The following is a 17604-nucleotide window of genomic DNA, read 5'->3' on the forward strand; positions in this document are numbered from 1 at the left end:
CATGCTAGCTAAAGATGAGTACGAACGGCTACCATCCAACCATCTAAATTATTGTTGAAGATGCGTGCGATTGATTTAGGATTACTATAGTTGTAGATTATTCACTCGCTGTTGAGTTTCGATTAAATTAGGAAGCGACGAGCTTAAATTTAGCTTACCAAGCCGAGATTTTAGCAGATGTTGTTGCTGTTCGGGTGCTAGGCTTTGCAGCTTTGCAATTAATTTTGAGTGGAATCTAAAATTTGGTAAGTCATTTTACCCTCTTTTGTTGAATGTCTGACTCCGTGTTACTTTAACCCCAGAGTTAACATAATATTGGGTTTTACCATCATTCAACGCACTTGTTAAGAAACATTGCACCTTTGGGACTCAAATCATGCGATCGCACTTACTCTACATCAAATGCGTAGACGCAGAGCGGCTGGTCATCAGACATCGCTTTTTACTCACCCTTAAGTGCTATTTTTGCAACAATAGTAATTAAAGCCCCCCAAAAAAGCAAAAGCCTGCAATACGCCATACATCTACCTTGAACTTTAAAAAACTATGCTTACCCAAGATAAAAAACAACTCAACTGGAAACCCATTCTCAAAGCATTCGAGGCTGTCCTTGGCAAAAATGGTGTTGTCCAACGCCGTGAAGAACTTATTACCTATGAATGCGATGGTTTAACTGGCTATCGCCAACGTCCAGCTGTGGTGGTGTTACCCAGAACTACAGAACAAGTTGCCCAAGTGGTGAAAATATGCAATCAATATTCTATACCTTTTATCGCTCGCGGTTCTGGCACTGGTCTATCTGGTGGCGCTTTACCATTAGAAAACTCTGTTTTAATTGTCACTTCTTTAATGCGGCAAATCCTCAGCATTGATTTGGAAAACCAACGAGCGATTGTTCAACCAGGGGTGATTAATAGTTGGGTAACACAAGCTGTTAGTGGTGCTGGTTTTTACTACGCTCCTGATCCTTCCAGTCAAATTATCTGCTCTATTGGGGGTAATATTGCCGAAAATTCTGGTGGCGTCCATTGTCTCAAGTATGGAGTCACGACTAACCACGTTTTAGGATTAAAAATTGTCACGCCAGAAGGGGAAATTATCGATTTAGGCGGACAAATTCCAGAAATGCCTGGTTATGATTTAACGGGTGTGTTTGTTGGTTCTGAAGGCACTTTAGGAATTGCCACAGAAATTACTTTGCGAATTCTCAAAAGTGCAGAATCAATTTGTGTGTTGCTGGCAGATTTTACTAGCATCGAAGCTGCTGGAGCAACGGTTTCTGACATCATCAGCGCCGGAATTATTCCTGGTGGTATGGAAATGATGGATAACTTCAGCATCAATGCAGTTGAAGATGTTGTAGCAACTAATTGTTATCCCCGCGATGCTACTGCTATTTTAATAATAGAAATCGACGGTTTAGAAGTAGAAGTTGCAGGAAATAAGCAGCGAGTTACCGAAATTTGTAAAAAGAATGGTGCGCGTAATGTCACTTCTGCTACTGATCCAGAAACCCGATTGAAATTATGGAAAGGACGCAAAGCCGCTTTTGCTGCGGCTGGGCATTTAAGTCCAGATTATTATGTACAAGACGGTGTAATTCCTCGGACTCAGTTGCCTTATGTTCTACATGAGATTAAGACATTAAGTGAGCAATACGGTTATCGAGTTGCTAATGTATTTCATGCTGGCGATGGCAATCTTCACCCGCTAATTCTTTATGATAATTCTGTGTCTGGAGCATTAGAGCAAGTAGAAGAAATGGGGGGAAAAATTCTCAAACTTTGTGTCCAAGTTGGTGGTAGTATTTCTGGTGAGCATGGCATCGGTGAAGAGAAAAAGTGCTATATGCCACAGATGTTTAGCCAAGTTGATTTAGAAACTATGCAATGGGTGCGGCAAGTTTTTAATCCTAAAGGGTTAGCAAATCCTGAAAAGATATTTCCTACACCACGAACTTGTGGTGAAGCAGCAAATGCATCGGCAGTCAAGCAATTTGAAGGCGTGGAAAGATTTTAATTTTCTGCAAAGGTGCATTCGTAGTTACTCTCGTTCCCTGGCAGAGCCAGGGAATGCACTTATAGGAGGCTCTGCCTCAAGTTAGTATATGGGGTGGAGACTGGGAACGAGAGTTTGAGGGGTGCGCCTAACGTGGGTAAACCACGCACAGCATGGTCTGTTGTAAGTAGATAGACGTAATTAAATGTAAGATGAAACTTTTGTTCGTAGTGAGCGATTTATCGCTTGGTATAAGAGGATGTTTGAAAAGTGTTTGACTGTGATTTTTATCACCCCCCTTAATCCCCCCGATATATCGGGGGGAAACTAGAAAATCCAGTCCCCTCACCAATATATCGGGGAGGGTTAGGGAGGGGTAAAAAAATATTTAATACATCAATCACGACTTTTCAAACAACCTCTAAGGTTTTAAGGGGCTAGAGCCGCTTACTACGAGCTTTAGTTTTATTAAGCCCTTCTACTTATTTCACAGAATTAAAAATAGCGAGAATAGTCTGCTAAGGCACATTTATTAATTTACATCATGGCGTAAGAGACTGATAAAAAATAAATTATCCAAAATTATTTGTACATTTGTAGAGGATCTTGTCCTTGCGCCCCTACATGAGATGTTTTTTAACTGGAAGTCCCTAAAATCATCATTTGTTTACATCATCCGGAGGATTACAAGTTTATTTTGTAGTTATATATATTCCGATCGCACTAGGTCACACTTATAAATGAATCGGGTTGTTCGCCGTTATATTTCTTACTTACTGTGTTTGGGATTAGTAGTCACTTTAACAGTTTTTTCACTCTCTTCAGTCTCTTCACTCCCAGTCTATTACCAAAAAACAAGTCCTTTAACTACAGAAATTCGCGGCGTTTGGCTAACTAATGTTGCTAGTGGTGTACTATTTGTACCTTGGGGTATTAACCGTGCTATAAACCAATTATCGGCTCTCAAATTTAACACAATTTATCCTGTAGTTTGGAACCGAGGACATACTTTTTATAAAAGTGCTGTAGCTCAAATGACTACAGGCTCAAATACTCAACCTTTGCTCAACTTCATGCACGTTGGACAAGATGTTTTAACAAAGATAGTCACACTTGCTAAAAATAAAAATTTGAGAGTCATCCCCTGGTTTGAATACGGGTTTATGACGCCCCATTATTCACAATTAGCAAGGCGTTATCCCGACTGGTTGACAATTGGGCAACAAGGTATAAAATCTACCCAAGATGCCCCACCGGAAGAAATTGACAATGTTTTGGTAAGTAAGCTGGCTTGGTTGAATCCCTTACATCCACAAGTACAAGAGTTTATCCAAGGGCTAATTTTGGAAGTAGTTAGGGATTACAATGTGGATGGTATTCAGCTTGATGACCACTTTGGAATGCCAGTACAGTTTGGTTACGATCGCTTCACTATTGAACTCTACCAGCAAGAGCATCAAGGCAAAAATCCCCCAACTGATCCTTTTAACTCAGAATGGATGCGTTGGCGAGCAGACAAAATTACTGATTTTATGGCAGAAATCTATCAAGCTGTGAAGGCAGTTAAGCCTAAAGTCAGAATATCTCTGTCTCCCAACTATCAAGCTTTTGCCTACAAATACTATTTGCAAGACTGGGTAAATTGGGTAAAAAAAGGTTTAGTTGATGAGCTAATTTTGCAGGTTTATCGAAATGACAAAAACTCTTTTATCGCTCAACTAGAACTTCCATCTGTGAAATTGGCTCAAAGTCTAATTCCTGTAGAAATTGGTATATCAACGGGAACGGTGCGTAATCCTGTGAAAATCGCACAAGTTAGAGAACAGGTTCAAGCAGTGCGCGATCGCAATTTTGATGGTATCTCTTTTTTCTACTGGGAGAGTCTCTGGGGTTATATCGTACCGGAATCACCCCAACAGCGGCGCAAAGCTTTTTTTAATATGTTTAATGCTAAAACTGTCAAACCATAAAAAATAAAGAAAGTTTGATGCCATTCGCGCCAGGAAATACTAGATTTAGCTTTACATTGCTGTGGACTTTCGCTACTCTTGGCGGTTTTTTATTAAGTTTACTCTTAATTGAAGTCGGCGAAAAACCAGATATTGGAGTGGTAGAAGCAGCTATTGGCGGATTTGCGATCGCACTTTTTCAAGGTTGTCTTCTCAAAGAACCTGTATTTGGCATCAGGTGGATTTTGTCAAGTCTTTTGGGTTGGAGTATCATCACTGCCATCGGTATTGGAGCGGTGGGTTGGATAGTACCTAGCACTCAGATTTTTCCTGTGAGAATCCTGTCTGGGGCGATTTATGGGGCACTTGGCGGCTTGGGGATTGGATTGGCACAATGGTTGGCAATTCTCCAGCCTATGGCGTGGCGATGGATATTTGTCTCTTCGGCAAGTTGGGCTGTTGCTGTCCCTGTGGGTTTTGCTGTGGGGATGATCTTGCGCCGTTTGACGCAGTTATTCTTCGGTGAAGTCATCGGATTAGCTATCACTTGGTTGTTGGTTGGCATCCTCACCGGAACTCACGCTCACAAATTGCGAACGTGAGTTCCCATTCCCCTGCTTCTTTTCTCAGATATATTAAACAAAAACTTATTAAGAAATATAAATTTAATTGATGTATACTGATATTTACACTTAGATATACGCAAGAATCCTAAGAAACTGTTAAAAATTAACTTCAGTAAGTTTGCCCCAACTTGCAAATGCATTTTCGCCTTCAAAAAGCAGGATTTGTTAAGCTGACTCCTATTAGCTTTCCTAGATTTCTGATAAGAAGTAAAGAAAGATCCAAATTTCGATGAGCAACAGCTGACAATACTTTGCTGTAGGCGCTAAAGTGCATCTACTACAAGCGTAACGATAAGAGAGCGCCTAGAAGAGTCAGTAATACCAGAAAGGGACTCTCGCATGAATATAAATCCAGCGGAATCAACTATAAAGTTGACAAAATTATCACCTCCTCAGATTCTCTTCGGCATCGAAGTAGATGATAAAAGCAGTAGTGAGCAGTTTTTACTGAGCATGTACGATTCTGTGCAAGCATCAATATTTGTAGTAGATGTTCTGGAGGATGGAGATTTTCGGTATGTGGCACTTAATCCCACTCATGAGCGGTGGATAGGCATTCGCTCAGATGAGCTTCGAGGCAAAAAACCAGAGGATATTCTCTCCCCCATTGATGCTGCTAAGGTGCGTCAACATTACGCCGAGTGTGTGCATTTCGGTCAAACTATTTCTTACGAACAATGTTTGCAATTCCAGGGGGTTCCTACTTGGTGGAGTACGACTCTCACCCCACTGAGGGATGCTAATAGGATTTATCGGCTGATTGGTACTAGTAGCAATATCATCCCTGTTAAGCAAGCAGAACAAGCAGTCGGACTCCAAGTTGAACGGGAGCGATTGCTAGAAGCGATCGCTGGACGAATTCACCAATCTGTAGAATTAGAGACAATTCTGCATCAGACAACAATTGAACTGCGGCAGTTTTTGAATTGCGATCGCGTGTTAATTTATCGCTTCGAGGCTGATGGAAGTGGGGTAATCATTGCCGAATCAACTATGGCTGCGAGTGATCTACTGTTGCGAAAAAAGCTTACCGATCCCTGCTTGGGTGGCAAACATCGAGAAGATTACGAGCAAGATTGCATTCAAGTTGTCGAGGATATTTATGCAGCCGGGTTGCATCCTTGCCATATAGATTTCCTGGCATCTTTGCAGATCAGAGCCAATTTAGTCATGCCGATTTTCAAAGAGCAAGATATGTGGGGGCTGTTAATTGCCCACCATTGCCACCAATCGCATCAATGGCAGCAAACAGAAACTGACTTATTCAAGCAGTTAGCAACTCAAATCGGCATTGCTGCTAGGCAGGCAGAACTTTATCAGCAGATTAAGGATTTAGAAGCAAAGTTAAAGTTGCAAAAACAGAAGCACATAAATCAGTTGCAGCAGGTGCGAAACTTTGAAGCCTTGTTGCGACGGATGACAGAACAAATCCGCGACTGTCTGGATCAACCTCAGGTGTTACAGACAGGAACTCAGGAATTAGCAGAGTTACTGAACCTTGGCCGTTGCCAAATTGAACTTTATAGCAGTTGCCAAACCCTGGTAACTATTACTTACGAGCATACCATTAACCTACCCCAGTCTAAAGGATTGACTAGACAGATTGCAGACCGTTTTGAAGTTTATCAGCCGCTGTTGCAAAAACAACCATTGCAATTTTTGGAAATTGTGCCGGGATGGCAACCAAACCTATTAGTTATGTCCCAGATGGCTTGTCCAATTTTCGATCCTCAAGGAATTTTGGGAAATATTTGGTTGACAAGACCGACACAAGAGGGCTTTGATGAATTTGAAATTGAGCTAGTGCAGCAGTTAGCAAATGAATGTGCGATCGCTATTCGTCAAACCCAGCTTTACGAAAAAAACCAGGAACAGGTAAAAGAATTAGAAAAAGGCGATCAGCTCAAAAACCAATTTCTCAGAAACCTGTCTCAAGAATTGCGGACACCAATAACTAGCATCAGCCTTGCAGTCCAAACCCTCGAAAGCGTCCTCACACCAGCAGAAATATCAGATATAGAAATAGTTCCACAACTCTTGCAGATTCTGCATAACGAGTGTGCGCGAGAAACTAAGTTAATTAACGATCTACTCACACTCACATATCTCGAAGCCGAACCCGATGCCCCAACTTTGATTGCTATTGACTTACAAAGCTGGCTTCACCCCATTGTCGAGTCTTTTCGAGACCTCACCAACTGCCAGGGACAACAGTTAAACGTCAGTATTGATCATGCACTGCCGCCTTTAGAAACAGATATCACAGATATGGAGAGGATTATTACTGAACTACTCAACCATGTCTGCAAATATACTCCAGCAGGTGAATTTGTCACAGTTTCTGCTCACCTAATAGGGGATGCAGTAGAGCTTAATATTAGCAATTCAGGACTAGAGCTTACCAGCAATGAACTGTCACGGATTTTTGAGCCTTTCTATCACCTTTCCAAACATGATCCTTGGAAACATAGCGGTACTGGACTGGAATTGGCATTAGTCCAGAAAATGGTCAGACATTTAGGCGGCTCAATTTATGTAGAGAGTGGAGCAGGTCAAACCACCTTCACCATCAAATTCCCCCTTTAATTGGTTTTTTAAGCGCGGCACTAGCTAAATTGTCAAAAGTCTGCTATTATGGTTATTCGTGCGGGTGACTAGCTCAACGGTAGAGCAGTAGACTCTTAATCTATTGGTTGCGGGTTCAAATCCCTCGTCACCCACTTTTAAAGTTGTACATTAACTAATTATTTGTCACTGTTAACAGACTATTGTCAATTTTAACTAATTAATGTCATTGTTAACAGATTAATATCTTCCTTGAGAAATTAATGGCACTTTAGAGAACTAGATTATGACTTACGCCCTGTACAAATTTATTATCTTGTACATTAACGTAAGTACGTCGTTTCAGGCTTTTATTAATCATCCTTTGATAAATAGCGATCGCGTAAAAAGTAGCCATAGATTAAGGTTAAATGCCTTGAAATCCATACTCCACATTTGGTCTTTCCTGTCAATGCCTAAGTCCTATAGATGTAACTTTCCTATAATATTCCATTTATATCTCACTTTTAAGTGATTGCGATGCTTTAAAAAAAACCGCCTAGAATGCTTTTGCAAGATACCCAAAGTTGGTGCTTGCAGCAAGAATCTATAACGTACTGTGCGTTTAATCTCACCTTGTTATAAAACATTCTTTTGTCCAAAACATTTACGACCAATAGATTAAGAGTCCTTTCAACCCACCCTTTTTAACAAAACTTTTGTAGCTAATCTGAAAAATAAGATATAAATCTTTTAACACATCTCTATCCGAAGGGGTGTTGAAACCTGAAGATGGTAAAGAATGGGCAACGTTGACCAGCTTCTTTCAACCCGCCTCTAGCTGGGAGGGGTGTTGAAACTGGGGGCATTCAATTCCGGCTTGGCAAATAGCTGGCTTTCAACCCGCCTCTAGCTGGGAGGGGTGTTGAAACCTGTAGTCAGTGAAATAAGTGGGTTGCCATCATCATTCTTTCAACCCGCCTCTAGCTGGGAGGGGTGTTGAAACCTCGGAAACTAGAACGAGAATATGAAGACCTTGAGCGCTTTCAACCCGCCTCTAGCTGGGAGGGGTGTTGAAACTCTGCGCTCCAAACCTTTGATTTGCCAACAGTTCTGAATGCATTTTTGGCAAGTCTCCCAAAATCACCTATCAGTCAATACTTAAAAAAGTAAATCAATTGACACAGTAAAGGCTATAAACCTTACTAAATAAGCGATTTAGACTTTTGGCAGATCCCCAGGGAAATTGACCCCGCTTCGATTCGCCAAAAAATAATTAAGGTGGGTTCCTCCTTGGTCGGAGGTGATTCAGTAGCCACCACTGCGGTAAACCCGCACCTCTATTACTGGGGGCGCACCTTATTCCTGTCCACAAGGGACAGCAGCATCAAGGTGGGTAGCTACTAGGGTCAGAAAGCAAGACTGTTTAACAGCAGTCAAACTAACCCAAATTTACACAGCACAGAGGCTTGTAACAAGCATGAACTGCGGCGCTATTGAGTATTCTTATTCTATTGTCAAGGTTCGGTGTTTTGTCAATCAGTTTATTTTGCGGGAATGGTAAGCGGCGATCGCTAATTCTTTCGCTTTCTCTTGTGGACTACCTCGAATTGGCTGTTTTGACTCCTCTATAACAATTCCAGCTTTAACAGCTGACGAGTGAATATTTGCCATCAGTCTGCCATAACTCCATTGATGAATGCTAACTCGGTACTGTTTGGCATACTTTTGTTGAACTTCTATTAAGTCTGATTTTTGTTCAGCTTTGGCTTGAACTTCACTTTGAACTTGCTCTCGCATATTGTCTAATTTGGGTAAAACAATACTTCCAGCAGAGTATGTTTGGGCGATCGTAATAATCTCTTTGGCGAGTAATCTGTCTATATATTCCCCTAACTCAGATTCTCCAAACTGATTTGGTGCAGCAAGCGTTTGAGCTATTTGGCGTTGGTGGGATAAAAAATGCTTTTGCTGTCGCTGTCGATTTAGTAGTTTGTAATTATCACCCAGTAGTTGTCTGATGCTGCGATAGGTGATTACTTGACCTGTAGTACCGTCTACTACCGCTAGCGTTGCAGGCTTTTCTAAGCCGAGGCTAACTCCAACAAGAATATGAGATTGTCCTTTATATAAAGGTTTTGTGGGGCGAGGAAAAGGGTTATTAATTCTGTCTAAGGTGGAGTTTTTGCGTTTTATATGGGCTTGCTGTTTTTCATTAAGGTCGCCTTTGGCTTTTGTATTAGTGATAATTTTAGCGATTTCTTCAGCTTTCTCTTCCCTTACTTGATTCGTTCCTTCAGTCGTCCATAGGCGGGTATCTACAGAACAGTAGAGGGTTAAACGATTAACATTCCAAGGATCGCCTTTGCCTTCCTCTTCTTGCCAAGCAATACGCCCACTACGCAGGGTGAATAGGCTACTAGAGTGCTGATTTTTGCTATTTTTCTTAATTTGTTGATCTTCTAGGAAGCGTTGAAACCAGTGAAGGTGGCGAGAATCACAATACACTTGAAAACTATGCTCACTCAAACCGTTGAATTTTATACAGATGCGCCCGAACTGGTTTTTAAACCAAGTCATGTCTCCGTTGCTTTCGTAAGCTACTGGGAAAGGTACTTTGCTGGATTGCCTTAAAAGGCTGTCTTGCCAAGATTTTGCCTCGGACTCATTTATTGGAACGTTATGAGCGGCAACAATAATAGTTTCTAACCATTTGGCAGATGTTAAATCTCTACCTTTGGGAATTCGTGTTTCTAGCTGTTCTCTGAGGCGTTCAATTTGAATTTCAAGTTTACGGCGGCGTTGAGCAAATTTTTTAGCGTCTTCTTCTTTATCGTTTATTTTACAACCATTTTTTAGTAAATAGCTGGTAGCACATCGAGTCAAGTTATCTTCTGTCTTGCGATAGGACTCAAATAAGTTCTTTGATAAATTGTTGCTATCTGAATTTTGAGATTTTTTGCGCTTTTTAGCTTTTTTCCCATTCATTGATTGAGTTTTAGCAGTATTAAGGGGAGCAAATTCAGCCAAAACTTCAGCAGCTATAGTGCGAAGACTATCTAAGCTGACACCACTATTTTCGACCAATTCAACATCACTTTTGAGCATTTCCAACCAGCGAATTTTGCCTTCTAGTTGGAACTGCGATCGCTTCATCAGTGCTAACCAAGATTTGTAGATGTAATTGACTGTGGTGATCGCACTCGTATAAAACCGTCCAGGCTGACCAATAAAACGAGGGTCAGTTTTCAAAGGTTGGCAGAGTTCTTTGACAACACTAGTGGGGTGTTTGCCTTTTTGCCGCCAAGTTTCAAACTCTGGATGTTGACTTACCTGACGTAGTAGTTCATTAATCAGTGGCGTATTTAACTCCGCCATCAACTTCCATAGTTGCTGGCGTGATGACTCTGAGGTTACAAGGCGACACTGAATAGTGATTTTACTCATCGCTTTAAAACAAAACTGTCTAATACTAACACATTTGTATTAAACAAGTCTTCTGTAAAATAAGTTGTATGCAGGAGACATTTTTTACAAGCAAGGAAGCTGCTGAAATCACAGGCTGCACCCTCCGTCAGCTACAGTATTGGCGAGAAAGGGGGGTAATTGTTCCTGTCATCAGTGAGACTGGGACAGGACGTAGTATTTATTACTCAAAATCTAATTTGCTGGAACTGGCTGCAATGTCATATTGGCTATCTGTGGGGTTAAGTTTTGACATAGCCAGCACCACGCTCAAAAAGCTGAAAGACCAAGAGCCAGAGTTATTTATTTCAGGAAAAGGTAAGCGGTTTATGTTGTTGCCCCAAGTGCAGGAGCGATCGCCCTCCGGGTTCGGCAGTCCCCCATCGACGGGAACCGCCAAGACGGGGGCTGCCTCACTTGAGCTTGTGGAGTTTGACAGAAAAAAGGCGATCGCATCTTTAGATGCAGGTAAGCCTGTAATTCCCGTGTGGTTGGACGAGATTTATCAGAGGTTAGCGGTTAAATTGGACGAGTAAATAATGAAGTCAAGAAAAATAAGAAATGAGCAATGAAGCGAATACTTGCCGTAAGTATGTGGAGCCAAAGTTAAAGGATGCAGGATGGGAAACAGAATCCCATGCTTACTATGAGCAGTATTACTTTACTGATGGCAAGATTCGCCCGAAAAATAAGCACCAATCTCGTGGCAAACGGAAATTTGCAGACTATTTACTCCTATATAACGGAGAATTTCCCTTAGCCGTGGTGGAAGCAAAGAGAAAACACAAAACACCAGATGAGGGACTGGAACAGGCGATAGACTATGCCAATCTTTTAGGGGTGAGGTTTGCTTACTCTACTAACGGACAAGGGATCGTAGAATTTGATTTCATCACGGGTAAACAATCTGATGTAATAGACTCTTTTCCTAGTCCTGATGAACTTTGGCGACGATTAACAGGGGAAGCTAAAGAGCAAATTAGAGAAGACATAGCAGAAAAACTGTTGACTCCGTTTTATCCAATTCCAGATAAACCACTGCGTTACTATCAACGAAATGCAATTAATGCTGCACTAGCGGCAATTTTTAAAGGTCAAAAGCGCCTACTGCTGACAATGGCAACGGGAACAGGTAAAACTACTGTTGCTTTCCAAATTGCTTGGAAACTGTCAAGTTTGGAGTGGAATGCTTCTGGAGAATCTCGTTCCCCTAGAATTCTGTTTTTGGCAGATCGGAATGTGCTGGTAGATGACCCGATGAATAAGGATTTTTCTGCGTTTAATCAGGAGAAAATTTACAAAATTCAGGGGGAAGCAAAAAAAGGACGTGACCTCTACTTTGCTATTTATCAAGCAATTGGTGATACACAATATAGCTTTGGACTTTACAGAGAATATAATCCTGATTATTTTGACTTGATTATTGTTGATGAGTGTCACCGGGGTAGCGCCAGGGATGAAAGTAACTGGCGACAAATTCTGGAACATTTTGAACCAGCGTATCAGTTGGGACTGACAGCGACACCGCTACGCGATGATAACGTTGATACCTATCGCTACTTTGGCAATCCCCTTTATACATATTCCCTCAAACAAGGGATTGATGATGGTTTCTTAGCTCCCTATCGAGTTTATCGGATTACTACCCGTTCCGATCGGGAAGGATGGCGACCTAACGCTGGACAAATTGACCGCTATGGCAGAACAATTCCCAATGAAGTTTATCTCACTCCAGACTTTGAGCGGAAATTGGTGAGAGAAGCCCGGACAAAGGCGATCGCACAACACATTACTGATTTTTTGAGAAGTGGCGATCGCTATGCCAAAACCATTGTCTTCTGCGTAGATGAGGAACACGTTAAGGCAATGATTAAGGAATTACGCAACCTCAACAGCGATATCACCAAAACAAATCCTGACTACATAACTCGCATTACTTCTGATGCTGGTGATGTTGGTAAGGGACATCTGTATAAATTTAAAGATGTCTTAGATGAAACTCACATTATCGCTGTTACAGCTAAATTGCTAACAACTGGTGTAGATATTCCTACCTGTAAAAATGTTGTGCTTGCTCGTGTTATTCGTTCAATGACAGACTTTAAGCAGATTATTGGACGGGGAACTCGTGTACGAGAAGAACGGGGGAAGCGATCGTTTAATATACTCGACTATACCAATAGCACGGTGTTGTTTGAAGATAGAGATTTTGATGGAGAACCCGCACTTATTAATGAATCAGAGATTGATGATCAGGGGAAAATACTCTCTGAACATGAGGAGGAGTTGAAGTCAGCAGAGTTAGAAGAGGAAACAGACGACTTGGAAGAGGATGAAAGGTCTGGATTTTGGGGAATCCCAGATGATGATGACGAACCACCTCGGAAATATTACGCTGACGGGGGAAGTGAAGAAATTGTTGAAGAGAGAATTTATGATTTAAACCCAGACAATCAACTGCGCTTGTCTCAACTAATTGACTACACCAGAGAGCAAGTTAGGATTCTGTATCGTTCTACCATAGAAATACAGCAACGCTGGGCAGATCCAGAGCAGCGTTCAGAAATTATTGAATTGTTGGCAGATCGGGGAATTGATTTTGATGAGTTAAAACAAGTTACTAAGCTTCCCGAAGCTGACCCTTTTGATTTACTATGTCATATTGCCTTTGATGCTCCGGTGCTGACTTGCAAGCAACGGGCTGAAAGGTTGCGTCGTCGCAAGGCTGACTTTTTTGAGCAATATGGGGAGGATGCTAGGGCAATTTTAGAAATACTTTTGGACAAGTATGCAGAAAAAGGAGTTGAGGAATTTAATATTCCAACAACATTTAAGGCTAACCGCGAATTTGATAAATATGGCAACGTAGTAGAAATTGCTCAACGGTTTGGGGGTGTTCAGGAATTGAAAAAAGCGGTAACTTATTTACAAAATTTACTTTATACTGCCTAAAATTGCAAACAATTTTAAATAAAATTACCGAGAGATTGATGAATAAAACAAATAATAATTTACGTATAGGTTTAGAAGAGAATTTTTATCATTCTTTCAAAAGAGGCTATGAATTGCACATTGAATCCAAAAATAATCAAGATGCTTGGTTACTCAAAGAATCAATAATTTGGATTCAGCATGGAATTGAAATTGGGCTGAAGTTATTACTAATTCAAACAAACGAATACTTAATTTTTGCAAATATAAATGATGCAATTAATAAATTTGAGAAGCTTGTTAATATAAAACCTAATGCTACTATAATCGATGTCTTTGAAGAGGATGATTCCCCACATTCAATTGGATGCGAAGATGCTTTAAAACGAGCGCGTATAATGCTGGGTCTAGAGGAATTAAAAAAAGGAGATAATAATCAAGAAACTTTAGGCGACAAGATTCTTAATCTTAATAAATATCGAAATCGAATAAATCATTTTTCTGTACAGTTAAATACTGGAAAAAGTATTACTCTACTGGGAGAAATTATTACAGATTTTTTGTCACTTCTAGAAAGAAATATCAAGAACCAAGAGTTTACTGAGAGATATATTCCAGAGATTCGCTACATAGATTCACCTATGCGTTCCCCGTTTACGGAAATGACCAAAGGTGTAAAAAATAGAATATTAAATTTGATAAAATTATTTGATAATCAAAAAGTTTCAGGTGATTTTTTTGACAGAGAGGGGCAGGAGATATGCCTGCCTAAATTTAAAGATGAAAGTTTGTCCATTATAGAAGATTGGGGATCTGCTGTAATAATATTAGCGGAAACTTTAAATGAAGAAAAGTGGATAATTTTTATCCAAACAGGGTTTTTTAGTTATGAGATAATTCAGTTTATTTGGCACAATATGATAATTAACCTCGCAGGAGGACAACAAAATTTTCAAGGTTGGTTGGTGAACTTTGTTGGTAATGATCTAGTGAGAAAACATTCTAATAATGTATCACTAGGTGATAATTTACGTCGATTAGGTGTTTTAATATCTAATCAAGATAATATACAAAAATTAGAAGAAAAATTAACCTGTAAGAATTAAGATAAGGCTTTTTATTAATTGACAATCAATGCCCAAACGCACTACCAAACAAAACGATAAAACCGTAACTACAGCACAAAAACTAGGAAGCGTGATTAAGTCAGCGCGTGATATCATGCGGACGGATAAGGGATTGAATGGAGAGTTAGACCGTCTCCCGCAGTTAACTTGGATTATGTTCTTGAAACTTTTGGATGATTCCGAGAAACTGCATGAGGTGGAAGCAGAATTAGAGGGAATATCCTATAAACCAACGATTCAACCGCCTTATCGCTGGCGAGATTGGGCAGCTAATGAAAATTTTACTGGCGATCGCCTGAAAAGTTTCATCAACAATGATGAGGCAATTTTACCAGATGGCATCAAAGGTGCAGGCTTACTCGCCTATTTGCGGAATCTCAAAAGCAAAACCGGACGCGATCGCGCTGATGTCATCGCCAAAGTTTTCAAAGATGTCACTAACCGCATGATTAGCGGGACTTTGCTGTGGGATGTGCTGAATAAGGTAAATGATATTCACTTTGATAAATCAGAAGAAGTGAATCTCCTCAGCACCCTTTATGAGTCCATGCTGAAAGAAATGCGGGACGCTGCGGGAGATTCGGGAGAGTTTTACACCCCCCGTCCGGTAGTGCGATTTATCGTGCAGGTGATGGAACCGAAGCTGGGGGAAACGATTTTTGACCCTGCTTGCGGAACAGGTGGCTTTTTGGTGGAGGCGTATGAATACCTGAAAAAGAATTGTAGCGCCCAAGATTGGCAGATATTGCAAAAAAGCATTATTGGCGGTGAGGCAAAATCCTTGCCTTTGATGTTAGCGCACATGAGTTTGCTGTTACATGGGTTTGAATATCCCGATATTGATGATGGTAATAGTCTGCGGTTTACCCTTTCGGAGATGGGTGAAAAAGATTGGGTAGACGTGATTCTCACAAATCCACCGTTTGGGGGCGAGGAAGAAGACAGAATTAAAAATAACTTTCCCCCAAATAGACAAACTAAGGAAACAGCCTTGTTATTCCTTCAGTTGATTATGCGTCGTCTCAGACAAAGACCAAAACCAGGACGCGCCGCAGTAGTATTTCCCAATGGGGTACTATTTGGGGATAATACTTGCGCCAAACTCAAGGAAGATTTACTCAAGGATTTTAATCTGCATACCATTGTCCGTTTACCTAAAGGGGTGTTTGCACCTTATACAGATATTCCTACAAATTTGTTATTTTTTGACCGTTCTGGACAAACGGATGAGATTTGGTACTATGAAATTGCGTTGCCAGAAGGACGGAAAACTTTCACCAAAACTAAGCCGGTACAGGATGAAGATTTTGCTGAATGTGTAGCATGGTGGAAGAACCGAGAAGAGAATGGACAGGCTTATAAGTATAAATTTAGGGAAGCTTATAAGCAGGCGAGAAATCAAGCAACACTTCATCAGGATGCTGCTAAGAAGGCAGAGGAAACGGCTAATCAGTTGGTAAAGACAGTTAAGGAATTAGTTGATAAAATCCAAAGCTTACAGAATTCAATTTTGGACTTTTCCCCATCAAAAGATATTGCACGGACTAAGAATCAGATTCAGCTAGTCAAGAATGAGGTGAAACAGGCTCAAACTGAGGAGCAAATTCAGCGCGAGATTGTTAAAGAAGAGAGAGCTAAAGGGGATGCTATTTACTGGGCTATTTATAATCTTGACCTTAGAAATCCCAATAGTCAGCCAGATTTTGCACATTTACCGCCTGAGCAATTGCTAGCTGATATTTTAGCAAAGGATATGCGAATTGCTGAGATTATGCAAGAAATTAAGCAAATATTCTCATCTGAAGATAAATGAATTACGCAAAATCTAAAATTGCTGATATTTGCACAATGGTCAAGGGCACATACCCTACAATGAAAACACCACCAGGGGAATATCCTTTTGTTGTCACTGCTGCATACAGACGCACTGCGAGTACATATCAAATAGATGGTGAAGCTGTCTGTATTCCTCTCATTTCTTCAACAGGCCATGGAGATGCAGCAATTCATAGAGTTCATTATCAAGATGGTAAATTTGCTCTAGCAAATCTTTTAGTTGCTCTTATCCCTAAAGATAAAAATATATGTAGTGCTAAATATTTATACCACTTATTGATGGTAAAAAAAGATGAGTATTTAGTCCCCCTCATGCGTGGTACTGCCAATGTGTCACTTAAAGAACAAGACATAGCTGAAGTTGAAATTCCCCTACCACCGCTAGAGGAACAGCGACAGATTGTGGCGCGGGTTGAGGAACTGATGGGGAAGGTTGAGGAAGTGCGATCGCTACGCCAAAAAGCACTTGAAGAAACAGAGGTACTTCGGGTATCAAGTACCAAAGTAATATTTAATGAATTAACACAAGCTGATAGACAACCTTTGCGAGAACTGGTAACTGTTCAAGGTGGTGGAACTCCGTCTAAACAAAATCCTTTTTTTTGGGAAGGGTCAATACCTTGGATATCTCCCAAGGATATGAAGCGTAGAGAAATAAATGATTCCATTGACCATATATCAGAGGAAGCAACCCTCAAATCACCAGCTAAACTGCTGGAAATAGGTTCAGTTTTAATAGTTGTTAGGGGTATGATTCTCGCGCACACAGTCCCCTCAGCGATTTTAAAAGTACCAGCAGTCATTAATCAGGACATGAAGGCATTAATTCCAAGTAAAAAAATCACACCGGAGTATTTATGCTGTGTTCTTTGGACATTTAATGATTTACTTTTGGAATTGGTGGAAAAATCTACACACGATACGCGAAAACTAGAAACACCAAAGCTTTTAAATTTCAAAATTCCAGTCCCGCTCCTCCCTGAACAGCGCCGCATAGTTTCCTACCTCAATGAATTGCAAGTCAAAGTAGACAAAACGAAACGCCTAAGAGAAGAAGCAATGAAAGAACTTGATGCGCTGCTGCCTTCCATCCTAGACAAAGCCTTTAAAGGTGAACTTTAAGAAAAA

Annotated in this window: 10 protein-coding genes and 1 tRNA gene; 10 read left to right on the forward strand and 1 reads right to left on the reverse strand. The window is 40.7% G+C overall.

Annotated features, from left to right (window positions below; genetic code table 11):
• The first annotated feature begins 546 nt into the window (after positions 1 to 546).
• From glcD to V7K35_RS18500, 5 genes are all read left to right on the forward strand, one after another.
• Complete coding sequence (gene glcD, locus V7K35_RS18480; RefSeq protein WP_335080653.1) at positions 547 to 2019, forward strand: glycolate oxidase subunit GlcD; 1473 nt, start codon at positions 547 to 549, stop codon at positions 2017 to 2019.
• A gap of 719 nt (positions 2020 to 2738) precedes the next feature.
• Positions 2739 to 3968 (forward strand): glycoside hydrolase family 10 protein, encoded by a 1230-nt coding sequence (locus V7K35_RS18485; protein WP_335080654.1) that lies wholly within the window; start codon positions 2739 to 2741, stop codon positions 3966 to 3968.
• A gap of 17 nt (positions 3969 to 3985) precedes the next feature.
• Positions 3986 to 4549 (forward strand): hypothetical protein, encoded by a 564-nt coding sequence (locus tag V7K35_RS18490; RefSeq protein WP_335080655.1) that lies wholly within the window; start codon positions 3986 to 3988, stop codon positions 4547 to 4549.
• 363 nt (positions 4550 to 4912) lie between these two features.
• Positions 4913 to 7159, forward strand: coding sequence for a sensor histidine kinase (locus V7K35_RS18495; protein ID WP_335080656.1), 2247 nt, complete (start codon positions 4913 to 4915; stop codon positions 7157 to 7159).
• Between the two features lie 62 nt (positions 7160 to 7221).
• A tRNA-Lys gene (locus V7K35_RS18500) sits at positions 7222 to 7293 on the forward strand.
• A gap of 1363 nt (positions 7294 to 8656) precedes the next feature.
• Here the strand turns inward: V7K35_RS18500 and cas12k are convergent.
• Positions 8657 to 10564, reverse strand: coding sequence for a type V CRISPR-associated protein Cas12k (gene cas12k / locus V7K35_RS18505; RefSeq protein WP_335080657.1), 1908 nt, complete (start codon positions 10562 to 10564; stop codon positions 8657 to 8659).
• Between the two features lie 68 nt (positions 10565 to 10632).
• On the opposite strand from cas12k, the gene V7K35_RS18510 reads away from it, so the two are divergent.
• Genes V7K35_RS18510 through V7K35_RS18530 form a run of 5 tightly spaced genes read left to right on the forward strand, consistent with a single transcriptional unit; the run spans position 10633 to position 17598 of the window.
• Positions 10633 to 11118, forward strand: coding sequence for a MerR family transcriptional regulator (locus V7K35_RS18510; RefSeq protein WP_335080658.1), 486 nt, complete (start codon positions 10633 to 10635; stop codon positions 11116 to 11118).
• Positions 11119 to 11143: 25 nt separating this feature from the next.
• On the forward strand, positions 11144 to 13534 hold the full coding sequence (hsdR, locus tag V7K35_RS18515; protein ID WP_335080659.1) for an EcoAI/FtnUII family type I restriction enzme subunit R: 2391 nt from the start codon (positions 11144 to 11146) through the stop codon (positions 13532 to 13534).
• Between the two features lie 38 nt (positions 13535 to 13572).
• The gene (locus V7K35_RS18520; RefSeq protein WP_335080660.1) at positions 13573 to 14619 is read left to right on the forward strand and encodes a hypothetical protein; all 1047 of its coding nucleotides are present in this window, start codon (positions 13573 to 13575) and stop codon (positions 14617 to 14619) included.
• A 28-nt stretch (positions 14620 to 14647) separates the two neighbouring features.
• The gene (locus V7K35_RS18525; RefSeq protein ID WP_335080661.1) at positions 14648 to 16453 is read left to right on the forward strand and encodes an N-6 DNA methylase; all 1806 of its coding nucleotides are present in this window, start codon (positions 14648 to 14650) and stop codon (positions 16451 to 16453) included.
• Positions 16450 to 17598: a restriction endonuclease subunit S gene (locus V7K35_RS18530; protein ID WP_335080662.1), complete on the forward strand. Its 1149-nt coding sequence runs from the start codon at positions 16450 to 16452 to the stop codon at positions 17596 to 17598. The genes V7K35_RS18525 and V7K35_RS18530 overlap by 4 nt, the downstream gene beginning before the upstream one ends.
• Positions 17599 to 17604 lie beyond the last annotated feature (6 nt).

Origin of the sequence: Nostoc sp. (genome assembly GCF_036917275.1) — a bacterium.
In the GTDB taxonomy this organism is placed as follows: Bacteria; Cyanobacteriota; Cyanobacteriia; order Cyanobacteriales; family Nostocaceae; genus Nostoc.

What these genes read in the sequence shown, in the direction of transcription:
- glcD (WP_335080653.1), top strand. Translation starts at nt 547, where the DNA reads ATGCTTACCCAAGATAAAAAACAACTCAACTGGAAACCCATTCTCAAA.
- V7K35_RS18485 (WP_335080654.1), top strand. Translation starts at nt 2,739, where the DNA reads ATGAATCGGGTTGTTCGCCGTTATATTTCTTACTTACTGTGTTTGGGA.
- V7K35_RS18490 (WP_335080655.1), top strand. Translation starts at nt 3,986, where the DNA reads ATGCCATTCGCGCCAGGAAATACTAGATTTAGCTTTACATTGCTGTGG.
- V7K35_RS18495 (WP_335080656.1), top strand. Translation starts at nt 4,913, where the DNA reads ATGAATATAAATCCAGCGGAATCAACTATAAAGTTGACAAAATTATCA.
- cas12k (WP_335080657.1), bottom strand. Translation starts at nt 10,564, where the DNA reads ATGAGTAAAATCACTATTCAGTGTCGCCTTGTAACCTCAGAGTCATCA.
- V7K35_RS18510 (WP_335080658.1), top strand. Translation starts at nt 10,633, where the DNA reads ATGCAGGAGACATTTTTTACAAGCAAGGAAGCTGCTGAAATCACAGGC.
- hsdR (WP_335080659.1), top strand. Translation starts at nt 11,144, where the DNA reads ATGAGCAATGAAGCGAATACTTGCCGTAAGTATGTGGAGCCAAAGTTA.
- V7K35_RS18520 (WP_335080660.1), top strand. Translation starts at nt 13,573, where the DNA reads ATGAATAAAACAAATAATAATTTACGTATAGGTTTAGAAGAGAATTTT.
- V7K35_RS18525 (WP_335080661.1), top strand. Translation starts at nt 14,648, where the DNA reads ATGCCCAAACGCACTACCAAACAAAACGATAAAACCGTAACTACAGCA.
- V7K35_RS18530 (WP_335080662.1), top strand. Translation starts at nt 16,450, where the DNA reads ATGAATTACGCAAAATCTAAAATTGCTGATATTTGCACAATGGTCAAG.